The following is a 17215-nucleotide window of genomic DNA, read 5'->3' as shown; positions in this document are numbered from 1 at the left end:
AACTCTACGGCCTCGACACGTCCCACTTCCGCGGCACGGCCCACCGGAAGGGACGAGCCGCCCTGAATCGACTGCACTGGTCACAGGTGCTCACGATCGCCGAAACCGGCACACGTCGGAAGGAGACCAAGATCCTCCGACGCGCCCTGATCGAATTCGGTCGGCCGTACGAGTGCGAAGGGTGCGGCACAGGACCGGAATGGCTCGGATCCCCACTCGTACTCCATGTCGACCACATCGAGGGCAACCCGTACGACTCCCGGCCCGAGAACCTGCGCTTCCTCTGCCCCAACTGCCACAGCCAGACACCCACCTGGTGCGGACGACACCGCGACGGGGCACCGACCACTCCTGCGGGACCGTGCCTCGCGACATCCGGCATGCCTTCGGAAGCGAGGGAATGATGGGGAAATCGGTCAAGTACACGAAAGAGATGCTCGAAGAAGCGGTCGCGAACTCCGTGAGCGTCGCCGGCGTGCTCCGCTATCTCGGCGCGAAGAAGGTCGGGGGTACCCACACGCATATCAGCCGACGGATCAAGCACTTCGGGATCGACACGTCGCACTTCCGCGGCCAGGAGGACCAGAGAGGACGTCCGGCACGTCCTCGGTTGCACTGGTCCGACGTACTCACACTCACAGCCGGGTCGCCGCGGAAGGAAGGCAGGATTCTCAGGCGGGCCCTGGTCGAATACGGTCGCCCGCTCGAGTGCGAACGGTGCGGAACGGGACCGCAGTGGCGCGGGTCCGCGCTCACTCTCCATGTCGACCACATCGACGGGAACCCGAACGATTCCCGTCCGGAGAACCTCCGCTTCCTCTGCCCCAACTGCCACACGCAGACGCCCACCTGGGCCGGCCGGAACGTACGGCACCGAATTGCCCGGGAATGACAGCCGTGTCGTATCCTGCTGAGGTCTGGCGCGAGTGGCGGAATTGGCAGACGCCCGGGTTTTAGGTACCCGTGTCTTCGGACGTGGGGGTTCGAATCCCCCCTCGCGCACCACGTGACCTCACCCACGGTGCCCCGATCGGTCTTGGCAGGTCGGGGCACCGCTCGGGTACCGTCGAGGACGTGTCCGAGTATCGCCCTCCCCGCCGGCTGGCCCTGGTCGTTCTCGTAGTGGTCGCCGCGGCCGGATGCCTCGGCCTCGGGTACTGGCAGTGGACCCGATTCGAAGACGTGGGCGGCACCTACCAGAATCTCGGTTACGCACTCCAGTGGCCCGCGTTCGCCTTCTTCTGCGTCTACGCCTACCGGCGCTTCGTGAAGCTCGAAGCCGAGGAGCAGGAGGCGGAGAGCACCGGCGGCTCCCGGCCGTCCGAGCCGGAGGAGCCCACGGAGATCCCCGAACACCTCCTGCCGACGCGGCCGCGCACGATCGCGGAGGCACGCAGCGAGGACGCGAGCGTCGCCGATCCCGAGGCGCGACAGATCAACGAGTACAACGAATACCTCGCGCAGCTGGCGCGCAGGTCCGATAGGAGCGCTCAGTGAGCACGACCCCAGAGCAGACGTCCGGCCAGGCCGCGCCGCGCGCCGTCAGCGACACCGACCGGAAGAAGATCCGTTCGGCGCTGCTGCGTTACCGCGTGCTCGCCTACGCCACCGGTATCTGGCTGCTGGTCCTCACCGGCGAGATGATCGCCAAGTACGTCATCGGTGTCGAGAACGTGCCGTCGTGGATCGCGATCGTGCACGGCTGGGTGTACGCGGTCTATCTGGTGCTCACCTTCGATCTGTCGATCAAGGTGCGCTGGCCGCTCCCCCGCACGATCGGCACGCTGCTCGCCGGCACGATCCCGTTCCTGTCGTTCTACGTCGAGCACATCCGCACCAAGCAGGTGAAGACGGACTTCGGCGTCTGATCTCGACACACCTTCCGAACACACTTCGGGCGGATCCCTTCGCGGGGATCCGCCCGAAGTCGTCTCGCGCCCGGTCCGGTTCGGGACCGGGCGCAGGGTTCAGCGCCGCGGCAACCGCACCACCTGGACGAAGAACTCGTCGATCTGGCGTACCGCGCGGATGAACTGGTCGAGGTCCACCGGCTTCGTCACGTAGGCGTTGGCGTGCAGCCGGTAGCTGCGCAGGATGTCCTCCTCGGCCGCGGAGGTGGTCAGCACCACGACGGGGATGTCGGTGAGATCCTCGTCGGATTTGACCTTCTCGAGGACCTGCCGGCCGTCGTACTTGGGGAGGTTCAGGTCCAGCAGGATCAGATCGGGCCGGGGCGCATCCGCATGGGCGCCACGCCGGTACAGGAAGTCGAGCGCTTCCTCACCGTCGCGCACGACATGAAGGGTGTTGCCGATCTTGTTGTCCTCGAACGCTTCCCGCGTCATCAATTCGTCACCGGGGTCGTCCTCCACGAGGAGGACGTCGATCGGCTGCCCGGACGCGCTCATTCGGATGCCCCTTTCAGAGCCACTGCAGTCGCGGACGCGTCGTCGTCGCCCGCCTTCGGAATCGTAAAGCAGAACCGGCTGCCCTCTCGATACTCGGGATCGAGCCGGATCTCCCCGCCGTGGTACTCGACGATCTTCCGGCAGATGGCCAGACCGATTCCGGTGCCGCCGTAGACGTCGCGGCCGTGCAGCCGCTGGAAGATCACGAAGACCTTGTCGGCGAACTCCTCGGCGATGCCGATGCCATTGTCTTCCACGTGGAACCGCCACACGGCGTCGTCGCCGTCGCCGTCCTCCTCGTAGCCGATCCGCACGTGGGGGGTGCGGTCGGGATGCCGGAACTTGATGGCGTTGCCGACGAGGTTCTGCCACAACATGATCATCAGTGTGGGATCGCCCACGATCGTGGGCAGGGTGTCCGGTCGTTCGACGACGGCGCCCGAGTCCTCGACGGTCTGGGCGAGGTTCGTCAGCGCCGCATCCAGGGTCGTGTCGAGTTCGACCGGGACGTGGGCGTCACTGACCCGGCCGACGCGCGAGAAGGTGAGCAGGTCGTTGATGAGCACCTGCATGCGCTTCGCGCCGTCGACTGCGAAGGCGATGTACTGGGTGCCCCGCTCGTCCAGCGCGTCGCCGTAGCGCTTCTCGAGGAGTTGGCAGAACGACGCGACCTTCCGCAACGGCTCCTGCAGGTCGTGGGAGGCGACGTAGGCGAACTGCTCCAGTTCGGAGTTCGAGCGCCGCAGTTCCGTCGCCTGTGTCTCGAGTTGGTCCTCACGCTCGTGCGCGACCTGCAGTTCGTGCACGATCCGCGCGCGCATGTCCTCGACGTCCCGGCCGAGCGCGTGGATGTCGGCGGGTCCCTGCGGTTCGATCTCGTGGTCGAAGTTCTCCCCTGCGACCACGCGGCGCGATGCCTGTCGCAGCCGCTGGATGGGCCGCACCACGATGACCTGCAGCAGGACCGCGAGGCCGAGTCCGGTGACGAGGAAGATCGCCACCATGCCCCCGAGGATGCGGTCGCGGGTGGTCCGGACGTCCTCGAGGGTCGCGATGCCGTCCTCCCGGGCCTGCAGGAGGTCGGCGTTCTGGACGTCGAACGCGTCGCGGAGCCGGTCGAAGGCGAGGCGTCCCGCTTCGACGGTGGCCGGGTCGACGAACTGGGGCCGGCCGGGTTCGACCCCCGCGACCAGCGGTTCGACGTACACGCGGCGCCATTCCGCGGCGTGTGCCTCGATCGATTCGACGTCGTCGAGCAGTGTCTCGTCGTCGCCGATGAGCTCCCGCAGAGCGACGGTGGCCGCTTCCTCCTCCTGCCGGCCCTGCTCGTAGGGGCGGAGGAATTCGGGGTCGGCGGCGAGGATGTACCCCCGCGCTCCGGTCTCCTGGTTGATCAGTGCGCTCTGCAGCCGGTAGGCCTCCACCCGGGCAGGCTGGATGCGGTCGCGCACGTAGTTGGAGACCTCGGTGGTCTCACGGAGGAAGTGGGCGCCGACGATCGTGCCGACGACGACGAGCACCCCCATCACGCTCAGTACCAGCAGGAACCAGCCCTGCACGGTGATCCCTCGGATGGGCAGGCGACGCATGCCCCCCACGCCCCCGCTCGCGTCGCTCGTCGTCATGGTCTGCCGGTCACTTCCTGTTCCATTGCACGTGGACGACGGCGACGTCGTCGGACAGTCCCCCGCGGCTGTCGGCGAGTCGTTCCGCCGCGTCGATGAGCGCGTCGGTGAATTCCGCCGGGGGCAGGTGGGCGCGTTCGCGGGCGAGTTCGAGCAGCCCTTCCTCACCGAGGCGTTCCGGGCCGGGGCCGCGGTGCCCCTCGAACAAGCCGTCGGTGAACAGCACGATGGAGCCCGCCTCGGGGAGTTCCATCTCGTGCACGGGCCAGTTCGCGACTCCCGGCAGCAACCCGAGCGCGGGTCCGCCGGGGGCCTCGACCCACTCGACGGTCCCGGCGTGGCGCAGCAGCAGACCGGGGTGCCCGGCGCGCATCACCTCGACGGTGCGGCGGTCCGGGGGCATGCAGAGGTTCGTCATGGACGCGAAGTAGCGGCTCTCGGTGCGTTCGGCGACGAGGATCTCCTCGAGTCGGTGGAGCCGCTGGGGACCGGTGACGCCGCTGAGCACGAGTGTGCGCCACGCGATGCGCAGCGCCACGCCGAGGGCCGCTTCGTCGGGTCCGTGACCGGACACGTCGCCGATGAGGACGTGGACGGTGCCGTCGTCGGTCTGCACGACATCGTAGAAGTCACCGCCGAGCAGCGCGGAGGCGCGGCCGGGCCGGTAGCGGGAGACGACGGCGAAGTCCTGGCCGTCGCGCAGCAGTGGCGAGGGCAGCAGGCCGCGCTCGAGGCGGGCGTTCTCCTGGGCGTGCAGTCTGCTGGCCTGCAGCTCGGCCGCGGCGATCTCGGCGTGTTTACGCTGGATGGCGTAGCGCACGGCGCGGCCGAACAGGTCGGGTTCGACGCGGCCCTTGACGAGATAGTCCTGGGCTCCGACCGACAGGGCCTCGAGGCCGGTGCGTTCCTCGGCCAGGCCGGTGAGGACGACGATGGGGACGGAGTCGGCGATCTCCTGGACCCGGGCGACGGCTTCGAGGCCGCTGGCATCGGGCAGGTGCAGGTCCAGGAGAACGCAGTCCGGGACGTTGCGGACGAGTTCCTCACGGGCCCGGGCGAGGGTCTGCACCCACACGACCGTCATCTCGGGGGCACTGTCGACGACGAGTTCCTCGACGATCAGGGCGTCGCCGGGGTCGTCCTCGACGAGCAGGAGGGAAGGCGGGCCTCCCGGTTCGTTCTGTCCTCGATCCACGTCCACGCAGTACGCCCCTCCCTGGTCAAGGGGAACATTACAGAGTCCGGGGAAGCCGGGCGGTGGGGGTTCGTCCGCCCGGGAAGTCCCGCAATGTCGCGCCGAGCTCCTGGATCTTGCATGATGGCTGGGTGAACGATCCTTTGACCGCACGTCCCCATATGGCCCTTTCGACCTCTCGGACCGGCTCCGTTGCGGTTCTGTCCGTGAGCGGCGAAGTCGACATGACGAGTGCGCCGCAGGTGGAGAAGGAAGCCCTCGGCCTCCTCGAAACCGACATCACCGGACTCGTGGTGGATCTCAGCGAGGTTGATTTCCTCGCCTCGATGGGTATCGCTCTGTTGGTCGAGCTTTCGAAGCGCGCCGGACAGGCGATCGGATTCGCCGTCGTCGCGCAGGGCAGTGCCACTGCACGTCCGCTCGAACTGCTTGGTCTGGGTGAGGTCCTGTCGATCCATCCGCGACTCGACGAGGCTCTCGCCGGGTTGGGGGGGTCGTCGGACGCCACCGACTAGGCACTGTCGAACCGACGAACGAGGAGCCATGTCGTCTGCGCCTGACGAGTCCACGGCCTACACCACCCACGGGGTCCGATCCGTGGGGGTGCCGGCCGACCCGACGGAGATCGCGGGTCTGCGCGTGGTCCTCCGGCGATGGCTGGCGGACCTGCCGATGGACGAGGACCGTCGTCAGGACATCCTGTTGGCGAGCTACGAGGCGCTCGCCAACGCCGTCGAGCATGCCTACTCACCCGGCGATTCGAACGCGACGCTCGATCTGACGGCGGATTTCCTTCCGCACGAGGGTGAGCTGGTCGTGCGGGTCGCCGATCACGGCTCCTGGCACGATGCGGTCAGCAGCGACGCCCGGCGTTCCCGCGGTCACGGGCTGACACTGATCCGCAGTCTCGCCGACGGCGTCGACGTCTCACCCGGCCCCACCGGGACGATCGTGGAGATGCGCTGGTCGCTGCCCTCCGGGGACGACCTCCGCGGCGACGGCCTGCCGGCACACGACGCGAGCTGAACCGTCGGGTGCACCCCTCACCGAGGTGCACCCGACGGCAACGTCGCACGGGCCTCGTCGTACGGGCCGGGTCACACGGGCAGGGCGCCGACCTCCGGCTCCGCCTTCGCGAATTTCGGGGCGAGTTCCCTCCGGGCGGCCCGGTCACCGAGATACTCCAGGAAGCGGCGGCCCCCGGCCGACCGCTTGATCACCCGCGACTTGACGAGGTTCGTCGCGAGGACGGGCGCGACCGCCACCGGGGGCACGACCGGCAGCCGCAGATCGGCGAGCCCCTGCTTGCCGAGGAAGTAGTGCAGCATGCTGAGCAGCCGCAGGCGTTCGTAGGCGCCGCGCAGCCGCGAGAACCGTCCGTAGTCGAGGGTCCGCTGTCCGTCCACCAACGCCCGCGACAGCTCCGCACCGGCGGGTGTGACGTCGTCCTGCACGAGGACCACGTGGTAGTTGAAGCGGTGCTGTTCGCGTTCGGAGTCGAACAGCCATTCCTCGTCGACGCCCATGAGCCATCCGACGTACTTCCACAGGTGCATCACGGCGCGTGACTCGTCGCGGCTCACGTCGTAGCCGAGGGCGCGGACGCCGAGGAGCAGGGTGCCGTTGAACAGGCCGAGGGTCGCGGCCTGGTCGGTCTGGTTGATGGGCAGGCCCCAGCGCTCGACGTCCCAGCGGCCGTTGGTCTCGAACCGGTGGTTGACCAGGGCGTGCATGGCGCGCACGTGGACGGTGAGTTTGAAGCCGTCACCGAAGCGGCGCATACCGCCGGGCTCACCCACGGCGGTACCCCACTTCTGGGTCTCGCCGAGGCGCCGCATCGCCGTGGACCCGGTCAGCCCGCCCGTCTCGACGAGCAGGTCGGGTGGTCCCCCGAAGCGGTAGCCGCCGATGAGCGAGAGCTGGAGCAGCACGTCGTTGCGGGTGCGGCCCATCCGGCGGAAGGCGCGCGCTCCCTTCTCGAGCAGGTCCCGGTCGACCCAGTCCGGCACGGCGTCGACGACGCCGAAGAACTCGCGCAGCGCGGCCGGAGCGTCGGGCACCGAGTCGATGCCGTGCTCGAGGGCGCGGTGGAACTGCCGCATGGTGACGCGTTCGGGATCGTCGCGGTCGCGCCGCATGGCCCGGACGAGGGCGGCACCGATCTCGTCGCGGGCGTACATCCGGCGGCCGATGCGGTCGAGCAGCTGCTCGTCGACCTCGTCGATGCGCGCGAACCGCTTCAGCGGCCGGCCGATGCGCTCGTTGCGGGCACGGTTGCCCGGATACCGGCTCGGGTACGGGCGGGTGTCCACGCTCCGCAGCAGCTCCTGTGTCACCATGAGGGCGATGTTCACACGAGCTTTCACTCGCGTTCAATTCGCTTTTCCGGGGAGGCAGTGACCGGTGCCCGCCGACCGCCGGCGCCGCCGGATGCCGCAACAGGACCGTTCCCGCGCGATGGTCGAGCGGATCATCGTCGCCGGCCACGATGTGCTGCTCGAACGCGGCTACGAGGGGGCCTCCACCAACCGCATCGCGCAGGCGGCGGGCATCTCCCCCGGGTCGCTGTACCAGTACTTCCCGGACAAGGACTCCATCGTCGCCGAGGTGGTGGATCGGTGGACGGACGCGATGCATGCTCGCATTTCGCGCGTGTTCGCCCAGGCGCTCGAGGGTCCGCCCACCCCGCTCTCGGTGCGCGACACCCTCCTCGAACTGCTCGACGCGCTCGACGAGAACCCCCGTCTGCTGCGGGTGCTCATCGAGGAACTGCCCCGCTCCCCCGACAGCCGGCTGGCGGCGTTCGAGCGTCGCATCGACGACCTGCTGGCGATGTGGCTGCGCTTCCACCTGCGCGGACGGGCCGCGCGCCCGGTGGAGGCGGTGTCGTGGATCCTCGTGCGGACGGTGGAGAACGTCGCCGTCTCCTACGTCCTGGACCGCCCGGTGATCGATCGCGCCGTGGTCGTCGACGAATTGACCGCGATGGTGACCGCTTATCTGCGTGAGATGACGGCGGGCTGACCCGCGCAGCACCCGAATCGGACGTTCGCGAACGGTTCCGCCGAACCACCCGCACCGCTGCACCCCGGTACCGACACTGGACTCGTGAGCGCCGACGTCGTCATCCTCCTCGTCGTGGTCGTCACGGCCCTGGCCTTCGACTTCACGAACGGCTTCCACGACACGGGGAACGCGATGGCGACGTCCATCGCGACGGGCGCGCTGAAACCGAAGGTCGCGGTGATCCTGTCGGCGGTGCTCAACCTGGTCGGGGCGTTCCTGTCCGTCGAGGTGGCCGCCACGGTCGCGACCGGCGTGGTCGATCTCGGCACGATCAGCGGCAACACGCTCATGATCGTGGTGTTCACCGGCCTGATCGGCGGGATCCTGTGGAACCTGCTCACCTGGCTGTTCGGGCTGCCGTCGAGTTCGTCGCACGCGCTGTTCGGCGGGCTGATCGGGGCCGCGCTCGCGGCGATCGGCACGAGCGGGGTGGTGTGGAGCGGGGTGCTCGGCAAGGTGATCGTCCCGGCCGTGCTCGCTCCCGTGGTCGCGGCCCTGGTCGCGAGCGTGGGCACCTGGTCGGTGCACCGCCTCACCCGGACCGTGCCGGTGGAGTCGCGCCGCCGCGGCTTCCGGGTCGGTCAGATCGGCACGGCGTCGCTGGTCTCCCTCGCGCACGGCACCAACGACGCGCAGAAGACGATGGGCGTCATCTTCCTGGCGTTGGTCGCGCACGGCACGCTGACCGCCGACGACGAGATGCCGTTCTGGGTGAAGCTGGCGTGCGCGTCGGCGATCGCGCTCGGCACCTATCTGGGCGGCTGGCGCATCATCCGCACCCTCGGCAAGGGGCTGGTGGAGATCACCCCGGCCAACGGGATGACGGCGGAGTCGTCGTCGGCGGCGATCATCCTCACGTCGAGCCATTTCGGGCTGCCGTTGTCGACGACCCACGTGGCCACCGGGTCGATCCTCGGCACGGGTCTCGGGACGAAGGGCGCGCACGTGCGCTGGGGTGTCGCGGGACGGATGGCGGTGGCGTGGCTGATCACCCTGCCCGCCGCCGGATTGACCGGCGCGCTGTGCTGGTGGCTGTGTTCGCTGGTCGGCGGGCTGCCGGGGGTGCTGCTCGACGCCGCGATCCTGTGTGCGCTCGGGGGCTGGATCTATCTGCGGTCGCGGCGGCAGCCCGTCGACTCGTCGAACGTCAACGCCGCCTGGGAGGGCGAGGGCGCCTCCTCCCCGCACGGGACCCGGCCGGGCGGGGCCTGACCCTCGCGGCCCGCCACCGGGACACCGTCGGTTCTCCTCCGGAGGGTGTCCATCGCTATGGTTGCGGGAATCCTGCTGCTCGTGCAGGAGTTCCTGGTGAGGACCCCCGTGGAATCGGGGTATCTCCTACCGGGACGAGAGTGAGGAGGCGACGATGGCGCGATGGAATCCCAGAGCGGTTCTGGACTGGTTGCGGGCCGGCTACCCCGAGGGCATCCCTGCCAAGGATCATTTCGCGTTGCTCGCCGTTCTCAAGCGCCGCCTGACCGACGAGGAGATTCTCGAGGCGATCGAACTGGCGGCGGCGACGGCATCCGAGCATCCCGACCGGACGGTCGACCACGACACGCTGCGGAAGATCGTGGCGGGGCTGATCCACGAGGAACCCGACCCCGAGGACGTCGAGCGGGTACGGGAGCGGCTGATCGCCGCGGGCTGGCCCGTCGAGGGGGGCGAACTGGCCCGCGGCGACGTCGCCGCCGCACCGGACGGTCCCGATGCAGCGACGACGCCGCCGGACGACAGCGCTGCCGCCGCACCCACGCAGGACGCCGCACCCACGCAGGACGCTGCGCCGGGGCGCCGCGGTACCGAGGCCGGGGCGCGTTAGCGGTACTCGGCAGGAACGGGCTGCGTCAGGCGGACGCGGCGAGTGCGCTGAGGGCGGGCACGAGCTGGGCGAGTGCCCGCCCTCGGTGCGACTGCGCGTCCTTTTCCTCGGGGGTCAGTTCCGCCGAGGTGCGCTCCTCCCCTTCGGGACGGAAGATCGGGTCGTACCCGAACCCGTTCTCCCCGCGGGGCTCGCGCACGATGCTGCCGCGCCACTCGCCGCGCACCACGGTGGTGACGAACTCGCCGTCCCCGGACGGCACGACGAGCGCGCAGGCGGACACGAACGCCGCACCGCGACGCTCGTCGGGAACGTCCCGCAGCTGCCCGAGCACCAGGTTCGTGTTCGCCTCGTCGTCCCCGTGGCGGCCGCTCCAGCGGGCCGAGAGCACACCTGGCATACCGCGGAGGGCCTCCACCTCGAGCCCCGAGTCGTCGGCGACGCACGGCAGGCCGGTCGCGGCGGCACCGTCCCGGGCCTTCGCGGCGGCGTTCGCCTCGAAGGTCTCCCCGGTCTCGGGGGCCTCCGGATAGGGCGGGACGTCGTCGAGGCTCACGAGTTCGATCCCGGCGATGCCGGCGCGGTCGAGCACCCGCTGCAGTTCACGCAGCTTCTTGGCGTTGCGGCTGGCGACGAGAACCCGCACGTCAGACCCCGAACTTCTTCTTGGCGGGCTCGACCGGCGCGGGTTCGGGCAGTGTGCCCGGATAGGGCGCTTCGAGCACCTCGCGCTGGATCCGGCACAGTTCCTCGATGCCGCCGAGCGCGGAGTCGAGCATCGCGTCGAGGGTCGAGCGCGGGAAGGTTGCGCCCTCACCGGTGCCCTGCACCTCGACGAGGGTGCCGGTCTCGGTGGCGACGACGTTCATGTCGACCTCGGCGCGGACGTCCTCCTCGTAGGGGAGGTCGAGGCGGACGCGGCCGTCGACGACGCCGACGCTGACCGCGGCGATCTGGCAGGAGATCGGCTGCGGGTCGGCGAGCCGGCCCGCGGCACGCAGGTAGGTCACGGCGTCGCAGAGGGCGACGTAGGCGCCGGTGATCGCGGCGGTGCGGGTGCCGCCGTCGGCCTGCAGGACGTCGCAGTCGATGGCGATGGTGTTCTCACCGAGGGCCGCGAGGTCGATGCAGGCGCGCAGTGACCGGCCGACGAGTCGGCTGATCTCCTGGGTGCGACCGCCGAGCTTGCCCTTGACGGATTCGCGGCTGTTGCGGGTGTGGGTGGAGGCCGGGAGCATCGCGTACTCGGCGGTCAGCCAGCCCAGCCCGGAGCCCTGCCGCCAGCGCGGGACACCCTCCTCGACGCTGGCCGTGCACATCACGCGGGTCTGCCCGAATTCGACGAGCACCGAGCCTGCGGGATGGGTGGTGAAGCCTCGGGTGATCCGGATGGTGCGGAGTTCGTCGTCCGCTCTGCCGTCTTCTCGTGTCGTCACGCGTCCGAGCCTAGGCGATCGGCCGTGCGGTTCTCAGATGCGGTAGACGTCTCCGGCCGTCACGGCGTGGACGGGCCCGGAGTACTCGGCCTTGGCCTCGGCGATGACGTCCTCGCGCGACGTCCACGGCGGGATGTGGGTCAGCAGCAGCTCCCCGACACCCGCGAGGGCGGCGACACGACCGGCCTCGGTGCCCGACAGGTGCACGCCCTCGGGACGCTCGCCGGGGGCGTGCGTCCACGACGCCTCGCACAGCAGCACGTCGGCGCCGCGCGCGAGCTCGACGACCTCGTCGCACATGCCGGTGTCGCCGGTGTAGGCGAGGATGCGCCCGGAGTCGCTGGTGATGCGGAAGCCGTAGGCCTCCGGCGGGTGGTGCATGCGGGTGGGGCGGATGTCCAGGCTGCCGAAGCGGATGGGTTCACCGTCGGTCAGGGTCCGCACGTCGAGGGTGTCGCTGACGTCGTCGACCTCGCCGGGGACCTCCGCCGACGCGACACCGATGCGGTGCGCGGTGCCGGCGGGGCCGTAGGTGGGGACGCGGCCTTCCGGGGGGTTCGGCGAGTAGCGACGCCAGACGAGCAGTCCGGGCAGGTCGAGGCAGTGGTCGGCGTGCAGGTGCGACAGCAGGATCGACACCTCGCCGGGATCGGCGTAGCGCTGCAGGGCGCCCAGGACCCCGGGGCCGAAGTCGATGACCAGGGGCGGGGTGTCGGGCGCCGTCAGGAGATATCCGGACGCTGCGGAATCCGGCCCGGCCACACTGCCCGAGCACCCCAGAACGGTCATGCGCATACAGGTCATGCTGCCATGCCGAACGTCCCGCGATGAAGCCAACGGTCCTATTGAGGCGCAGTCTCACAGTTGCCGCGATTGTGTGACGCGCGGATCCTTCGCGGGGTCGCCGCCGGGTGGAGTGGCAGGTCAGCGCGGGAGCGTCGGAGCGGGTGCGCGGCGGGCCCGCCGCGCGTCGGCGGAGAGCAGCCACGCGGCGAGGACACCACCGAGCGCCCCGCACAAGTGGCCCTGCCACGAGATCCACGGTTCGCTCGGCAGCACGCCCCAGAGCATGCCGCCGTAGAGGAACAGCACCACCACCCCGAGCAGGATCTGCCCGGCCCTGCGGGTGAAGAAGCCGCGCACGATGAGATAGCTGAGCCAGCCGAAGATCAGGCTGGAGGCCCCGATGTGGATCTGTCCCGATCCGGCGATGAGCCACGTCCCGACACCGGCGACGACCCAGATGATCGCGGTGGCGGCGAGTCCGCGGCCGATGCCGGAGAGCAGCACGAGGAAGCCGAGGACGAGGGCGGGCACGGTGTTCGCGGTGAGGTGGGCCCAGTCGGCGTGCAGGAGCGGCGCGAAGAGCACACCCCACAAACCGTCGGCGGTGCGGGGTTCCACACCGGCGGCGTCGAGGTTCGCGGGCAGCACCGTGTCGGCGGCCTCGACACCGTAGAGCAGGGTGACGAACCCTCCGATCCACAGGGCGGCGCGCTGCCAGATCGGGCGGATCGGGGTGCCGGCGCCGGTACCGCTGGGTGTGGTCATGGGACCATTCTGCCGTCGTGCCCGGTCCGGTGGCCGGACCTCCCCCGAAGCCGGCCGTCTCGGCGGCCGGACGTGTCAGCGTCCGAACACCGAGGGCAGCACGTCGCGGTAGGTGGGGATGTCGGCGACGGCGGTCGCGGACAGGATCGCGTCGACGATCGCGCGTTCGACGACCACGGCCGCGGCGTCGCACACCGCGGCGAGGACCGGCAGTTCGTCGGGGAACGCCGGGATCGACGCGGTCGCGCTCCCCTCGGCGGGTTCGGCGGTGCCGGTGGCCAGGGCGAAGATCGTGTCGCCGTCCAGCGGCGAGTGCGCGGGCCGGATGGCGCGGCCGAGTCCGTCGTGCCCGGCGACGGCGACGCGCCGGCAGGCGGCCTTCGACAGCGGCGCGTCGGTGGCGACGACCCCGATGGTGGTGTTGAGAACGGTGCCCTTGTCCGTGAGCGCGCGGGCCGCAGCGAGATCGGACGCGCTCGGCGCCGAGAGGCCGAGTTCCTCCGCCCGGGCCGCGTCGAGTCCCCAGAGCATGCCGGTGACCGGGTCGAACACCGAGCCGACGGGGTTGGCGACCATCAGCGCGGCGACGGTGACCCCGGCCGCGGGCCCGTCCGTGATGCGCACGCTCGCCGAGCCGACGCCGCCCTTGAGCGCACCGGCGCGGGCGGCGGTGCCGGCGCCGACGCTGCCGCGGGCGAGGTGCTCGGCGCTCGCGCTCTGCGCGGCGGAACACCCGGAGTCGGCGGTCGGACGCACCGACCACTGCCCGACCGGCAGGTCGAAGATGACGGCGCCGGGCACGATCGGGACGACAGCGCCGGGTGCACCCATGGGGATGCCGCGGCCGTTCTTCTCGAGATGGTGCATCACCCCGTCGGCGGCGGCGAGGCCGTAGGCGCTGCCGCCGGTGAGGAGGATCGCATCGACACGCTGCACGGAGTGGCTGGGATCGAGCAGGTCGGTCTCGCGGGTGCCCGGCCCTCCCCCGCGCACGTCGACGGACGCGACAGCGGAGGGGTCGGCGAGCACGACGGTGCAACCGGTGGCGGCCCCGGTGCCGGGCACCTCGGGGGTACCGACGGTGACCTCGGGGTCGAGGCGCTGCCAGTGGCCGACCTGCAGGCCCGCCACGTCGAGCAGCGAGTCGGTGGGGCCGGTGACGATCACGGCTGCAGCGCCTGCACGAGGGAGTCCTGCATCCAGGTCAGCCAGTGGTAGACGTCGAGGTGAGGGGCGCGGGGATCGTCGTCGTCGAGGACGTCGGGGGTGTCGGCGTCGATGCCGAGGGTGGTGCCGAGCGCGAGCCGCACGTCGTTGAGCCCGTACAGCCAGGCCTCGGCCTGTTCCGGGTCGAGGACGACCTTGCCGCCACCCTCGGGCACGGTGCGGAGGATGACCGCCCCGGCGGAGAGCTTGGCGTCGATGATGTTCGGTTCGTGCAGGCTGCGCATGGCGCCGTTGAGGTCGGCGGCCTCGTCGTCGACGTCCGGGGAGGGGTCGGCGTCGGGCCGGTGGAAGTCCGGCAGCAGGCGGCGCAGGGCCGGGATGTCGGGTGGGGTGGGGTTACCGGTGCGCAGGCCGGTCAGCGCCGCGAGGTCGTCCTGCGGCGCCTGGCTCGACCGTTCATCGAGCATGCCCAGCACCGAGGCGACGAGAGACCGCAGCACCGACGCCTCGTGCGCGTCCATCTCCGACCGGAACTTGGGCCCGCCGAGAGAGTTCTTCCTGGTCCACTGCCGCACGTCGGTCGGGTCCTCCTGTGGGGATCTACTCGTCGCGCTGCATCGTCGCCCACAGTCCGGCGGCATGCAGACGCTGCACGTCGTGCTCCATCTTGTCACGGGATCCGCTGGAGACGACCGCCTTGCCCTCGTTGTGGACCTTGAGCATCAGCTCGGTGGCCTTCGCCTTGCTGTAGCCGAAGAGCTTCTGGAATATGAACGTCACGTAGTGCATCAGATTGACCGGATCGTCCCAGACCACGGTCACCCACGGTCGGTCGACGGCCTCGACTTCCTCCACGATCTCGGCTTCGGCCGGAACGGCCTGTCCTGCCATCGAACGGATGTCGGGCAGTCGTACGTCGAGCGGGGTTGTCGTACAACACGGCGCCATGAGACCAGGGTACGACGACTGTCCACCGTGAAAAACCCACCTGGACGGCTGTGGTTCTAGAGTGGGCGGGTGCCTGATGCCATCTCCCGTGCCACCACCGCCGGCACCGCATTGTTCACCGACATGTACGAGCTGACCATGCTCGAAGCGGCCCTCGCGGACGGCAGCGGCGACCGGCCCTGCGTCTTCGAGTTGTTCGCCCGGCGGCTGCCCGCGGGCCGGCGGTACGGCGTCGTGGCCGGTACCGGCCGGTTGCTCGACGCGCTCGAGGGCTTCCGCTTCGGTGACGCCGAGCTGGAGCTGGTGTCCCGCTTCCTGAAGCCGTCGACGGTCGAGTGGTTGCGCGACTTCCGGTTCTCCGGCGACATCGACGGTTACCGCGAGGGCGACTTCTACTTCCCCGGTTCGCCGATCCTGTCGGTGAGCGGAACCTTCACCGAGTGCGTGCTGCTCGAGACACTGGCGTTGTCGATCTTCAACCACGACAGCGCCGTTGCCTCGGCCGCGGCGCGGATGGTCGGCGCCGCCGCCGGCCGCACCCTCATCGAGATGGGATCCCGGCGTACGCACGAGGAAGCTGCGGTCGCGGCGGCCCGCGCCGCCTATCTCGCCGGTTTCGACTCGACGTCCAATCTCGAGGCCGCGCGCCGCTACGGCATCCCCGCCGCGGGTACGGCGGCGCACGCGTTCACGCTGCTGCACACCACCACGGAGGGTCGCGACGAGGCGTCGGCGTTCCGCAGCCAGGTCGAGAGCCTCGGGGTGGACACCACGCTGCTGGTGGACACCTACGACATCACCGAGGGTGTGAACACCGCGATCGCCGTGGCCGGCCCCGAGCTCGGCGGCGTCCGCATCGACTCGGGTGATCTGGGTGTGCTGGCCCGGCAGGTGCGCGCCCAGCTCGATTCCCTCGGTGCGACCCGCACCAAGATCGTCATGTCCGGTGACCTGGACGAATACGGCATCGCGGGGTTGCGGGCCGAGCCGGTGGACGCGTACGGCGTGGGTACCTCGCTGGTCACCGGCTCCGGCGCCCCCACCGCCGGGATGGTCTACAAACTCGTCGAGGTCGACGGCATCCCCGTCGAGAAGCGCAGCGCGGCGAAGGAGTCGCGCGGCGGCGCCAAGCGGGCCGTGCGCTACGCCCGCCGCACCGGCACCCTGGTCGAGGAGGTCGTGTACCCCGCGCACTTCGAACAGGTCCCGGCCGGTGAGGGCACGCAGGTACACCACCTGATGGTGCCGCTGGTGCGCTCCGGCGATCCCGTCGACGATCTGCCTACCCTTGAGGAGAGCCGGGAGTTCCTCCGCGAGGGTCTGGTGCGACTCCCCTGGGAGGGCCTGACCCTGTCCGCCGGAGACCCGGCGATTCCCACCCGATTCGTCCGTGAGGAGTGAGCGCGATGCGGGCACTCGTCGTCGTCGACGTCCAGAACGACTTCTGTGAGGGCGGCTCGCTGGCGGTCGAGGGTGGCTCCGCCGTGGCCGCGGCCGTCACGCGGCTGCTCCGGTCCGCCGGTGGTTACGCGCACGTGGTCGCCACCCGCGACCACCACGTCGACCCGGGCGAGCACTTCGCCGAGGAGCCGGACTACCGGGACTCGTGGCCGCCGCACTGCCGGGCGGGCACGCCCGGCGCCGACTTCCACCCCGACCTCGACACCGGCCGGTTCGAGGCGGTGTTCTCCAAGGGCACCTACGAGGCGGCCTATTCGGGATTCGAGGGTACCGACGAGCACGGCACCCCGCTGGCGCAGTGGCTGCGCGAGCGCGGGGTGACCGACATCGACATCGTGGGCATCGCCACCGACCACTGCGTCCGCGCAACGGCGCTCGACGCCCTGGCCGAGGGTTTCGGGGTACGGGTGCTGCTGCCCTTCACCGCCGGGGTGGCCGAGGAGACGATCCGCGCGGCGCTGGACCGGATGCGCGAGGCCGGAGTCGAGTTGATCACCGAGGTGACCGTCGAGGACGGGGTCGCGACCGGAACCTGA

At 70.2% G+C, this 17215-nt stretch carries 21 protein-coding genes and 1 tRNA gene; 11 read left to right on the top strand and 11 right to left on the bottom strand.

What is annotated here, in order from left to right; all coding sequences use genetic code 11:
- Positions 1–199 precede the first annotated feature (199 nt).
- The 4 genes from OED52_RS07630 to OED52_RS07615 all read left to right on the top strand — a co-directional run bounded on the left by OED52_RS07630 (position 200) and on the right by OED52_RS07615 (position 1868).
- Positions 200–892, top strand: a complete 693-nt coding sequence (locus tag OED52_RS07630; RefSeq protein WP_318841919.1) for an HNH endonuclease signature motif containing protein — start codon at positions 200–202, stop codon at positions 890–892.
- Between the two features lie 28 nt (positions 893–920).
- Positions 921–1005 (top strand) — tRNA-Leu (locus OED52_RS07625).
- A gap of 69 nt (positions 1006–1074) precedes the next feature.
- Complete coding sequence (locus tag OED52_RS07620) at positions 1075–1497, top strand: transcriptional regulator (RefSeq protein ID WP_264154045.1); 423 nt, start codon at positions 1075–1077, stop codon at positions 1495–1497.
- A complete protein-coding gene (locus OED52_RS07615; protein WP_264154044.1) occupies positions 1494–1868 on the top strand; it encodes a DUF3817 domain-containing protein in 375 nt (124 codons plus the stop codon). The genes OED52_RS07620 and OED52_RS07615 overlap by 4 nt, the downstream gene beginning before the upstream one ends.
- Positions 1869–1967: 99 nt before the next feature.
- Here OED52_RS07615 and OED52_RS07610 read toward each other — a convergent pair whose 3' ends face one another.
- The 3 genes from OED52_RS07610 to OED52_RS07600 are packed head-to-tail and all read right to left on the bottom strand — an operon-like array spanning position 1968 to position 5234.
- The gene (locus tag OED52_RS07610; protein WP_264154043.1) at positions 1968–2408 is read right to left on the bottom strand and encodes a response regulator; all 441 of its coding nucleotides are present in this window, start codon (positions 2406–2408) and stop codon (positions 1968–1970) included.
- Positions 2405–4033, bottom strand: a complete 1629-nt coding sequence (locus tag OED52_RS07605; RefSeq protein WP_264154042.1) for a sensor histidine kinase — start codon at positions 4031–4033, stop codon at positions 2405–2407. The genes OED52_RS07610 and OED52_RS07605 overlap by 4 nt, the downstream gene beginning before the upstream one ends.
- 10 nt (positions 4034–4043) lie before the next feature.
- The gene (locus tag OED52_RS07600) at positions 4044–5234 is read right to left on the bottom strand and encodes a PP2C family protein-serine/threonine phosphatase (RefSeq protein ID WP_264154041.1); all 1191 of its coding nucleotides are present in this window, start codon (positions 5232–5234) and stop codon (positions 4044–4046) included.
- Positions 5235–5389: 155 nt separating this feature from the next.
- Between OED52_RS07600 and OED52_RS07595 the strand changes: the two genes are divergently transcribed.
- Both OED52_RS07595 and OED52_RS07590 read left to right on the top strand, forming a co-directional pair.
- A complete protein-coding gene (locus tag OED52_RS07595; protein WP_264154615.1) occupies positions 5390–5743 on the top strand; it encodes an STAS domain-containing protein in 354 nt (117 codons plus the stop codon).
- Between the two features lie 28 nt (positions 5744–5771).
- The gene (locus OED52_RS07590; protein ID WP_264154040.1) at positions 5772–6254 is read left to right on the top strand and encodes an ATP-binding protein; all 483 of its coding nucleotides are present in this window, start codon (positions 5772–5774) and stop codon (positions 6252–6254) included.
- Positions 6255–6325: 71 nt separating this feature from the next.
- Here OED52_RS07590 and OED52_RS07585 read toward each other — a convergent pair whose 3' ends face one another.
- Positions 6326–7567 (bottom strand): oxygenase MpaB family protein, encoded by a 1242-nt coding sequence (locus tag OED52_RS07585; RefSeq protein WP_264154039.1) that lies wholly within the window; start codon positions 7565–7567, stop codon positions 6326–6328.
- A 64-nt stretch (positions 7568–7631) separates the two neighbouring features.
- On the opposite strand from OED52_RS07585, the gene OED52_RS07580 reads away from it, so the two are divergent.
- The 3 genes from OED52_RS07580 (at position 7632) to OED52_RS20800 (ending at position 10116) form a co-directional block, all read left to right on the top strand.
- Positions 7632–8252, top strand: a complete 621-nt coding sequence (locus OED52_RS07580) for a TetR/AcrR family transcriptional regulator (RefSeq protein WP_264154038.1) — start codon at positions 7632–7634, stop codon at positions 8250–8252.
- Positions 8253–8336: 84 nt separating this feature from the next.
- On the top strand, positions 8337–9506 hold the full coding sequence (locus OED52_RS07575) for an inorganic phosphate transporter (RefSeq protein ID WP_264154037.1): 1170 nt from the start codon (positions 8337–8339) through the stop codon (positions 9504–9506).
- Positions 9507–9660: 154 nt separating this feature from the next.
- Positions 9661–10116 carry a DUF3349 domain-containing protein gene (locus OED52_RS20800; protein WP_264154036.1) on the top strand — a complete coding sequence of 152 codons (456 nt, stop codon included), beginning with the start codon at positions 9661–9663 and terminating at the stop codon, positions 10114–10116.
- 25 nt (positions 10117–10141) lie between these two features.
- Here the strand turns inward: OED52_RS20800 and rdgB are convergent, their stop codons facing one another.
- The 7 genes from rdgB to clpS form a co-directional block, all read right to left on the bottom strand.
- Entirely contained in the window at positions 10142–10762 is a 621-nt protein-coding gene (rdgB, locus tag OED52_RS07565) for an RdgB/HAM1 family non-canonical purine NTP pyrophosphatase (RefSeq protein ID WP_264154035.1), read from the bottom strand.
- A gap of 1 nt (position 10763) precedes the next feature.
- A complete protein-coding gene (rph, locus tag OED52_RS07560; protein ID WP_264154034.1) occupies positions 10764–11552 on the bottom strand; it encodes a ribonuclease PH in 789 nt (262 codons plus the stop codon).
- A 33-nt stretch (positions 11553–11585) separates the two neighbouring features.
- Positions 11586–12347, bottom strand: a complete 762-nt coding sequence (locus tag OED52_RS07555) for a cyclic nucleotide-degrading phosphodiesterase (protein WP_264154033.1) — start codon at positions 12345–12347, stop codon at positions 11586–11588.
- A gap of 129 nt (positions 12348–12476) precedes the next feature.
- Positions 12477–13103 (bottom strand): rhomboid family intramembrane serine protease, encoded by a 627-nt coding sequence (locus OED52_RS07550; RefSeq protein ID WP_264154032.1) that lies wholly within the window; start codon positions 13101–13103, stop codon positions 12477–12479.
- A 75-nt stretch (positions 13104–13178) separates the two neighbouring features.
- The gene (locus tag OED52_RS07545; protein WP_264154031.1) at positions 13179–14270 is read right to left on the bottom strand and encodes a P1 family peptidase; all 1092 of its coding nucleotides are present in this window, start codon (positions 14268–14270) and stop codon (positions 13179–13181) included.
- On the bottom strand, positions 14267–14845 hold the full coding sequence (gene aosR / locus OED52_RS07540; protein WP_264154030.1) for an oxidative stress transcriptional regulator AosR: 579 nt from the start codon (positions 14843–14845) through the stop codon (positions 14267–14269). Before aosR ends, OED52_RS07545 begins: the two co-directional genes overlap by 4 nt.
- 25 nt (positions 14846–14870) lie before the next feature.
- Positions 14871–15218 carry an ATP-dependent Clp protease adapter ClpS gene (gene clpS / locus OED52_RS07535; RefSeq protein ID WP_413247728.1) on the bottom strand — a complete coding sequence of 116 codons (348 nt, stop codon included), beginning with the start codon at positions 15216–15218 and terminating at the stop codon, positions 14871–14873.
- A 69-nt stretch (positions 15219–15287) separates the two neighbouring features.
- Here clpS and OED52_RS07530 point away from each other — a divergent pair, with 69 nt between their 5' ends.
- Positions 15288–16619 carry a nicotinate phosphoribosyltransferase gene (locus OED52_RS07530; protein WP_264154028.1) on the top strand — a complete coding sequence of 444 codons (1332 nt, stop codon included), beginning with the start codon at positions 15288–15290 and terminating at the stop codon, positions 16617–16619.
- Positions 16620–16624: 5 nt separating this feature from the next.
- Positions 16625–17215, top strand: a complete 591-nt coding sequence (locus OED52_RS07525; protein WP_264154027.1) for a nicotinamidase — start codon at positions 16625–16627, stop codon at positions 17213–17215.

The organism is Rhodococcus sp. Z13 (assembly GCF_025837095.1).
Classification (GTDB): Bacteria; Actinomycetota; Actinomycetes; order Mycobacteriales; family Mycobacteriaceae; genus Rhodococcus; species Rhodococcus sacchari.
Note: the sequence above shows the minus strand (reverse complement) of the source record. Positions and strands in the feature narration are given on the sequence as shown.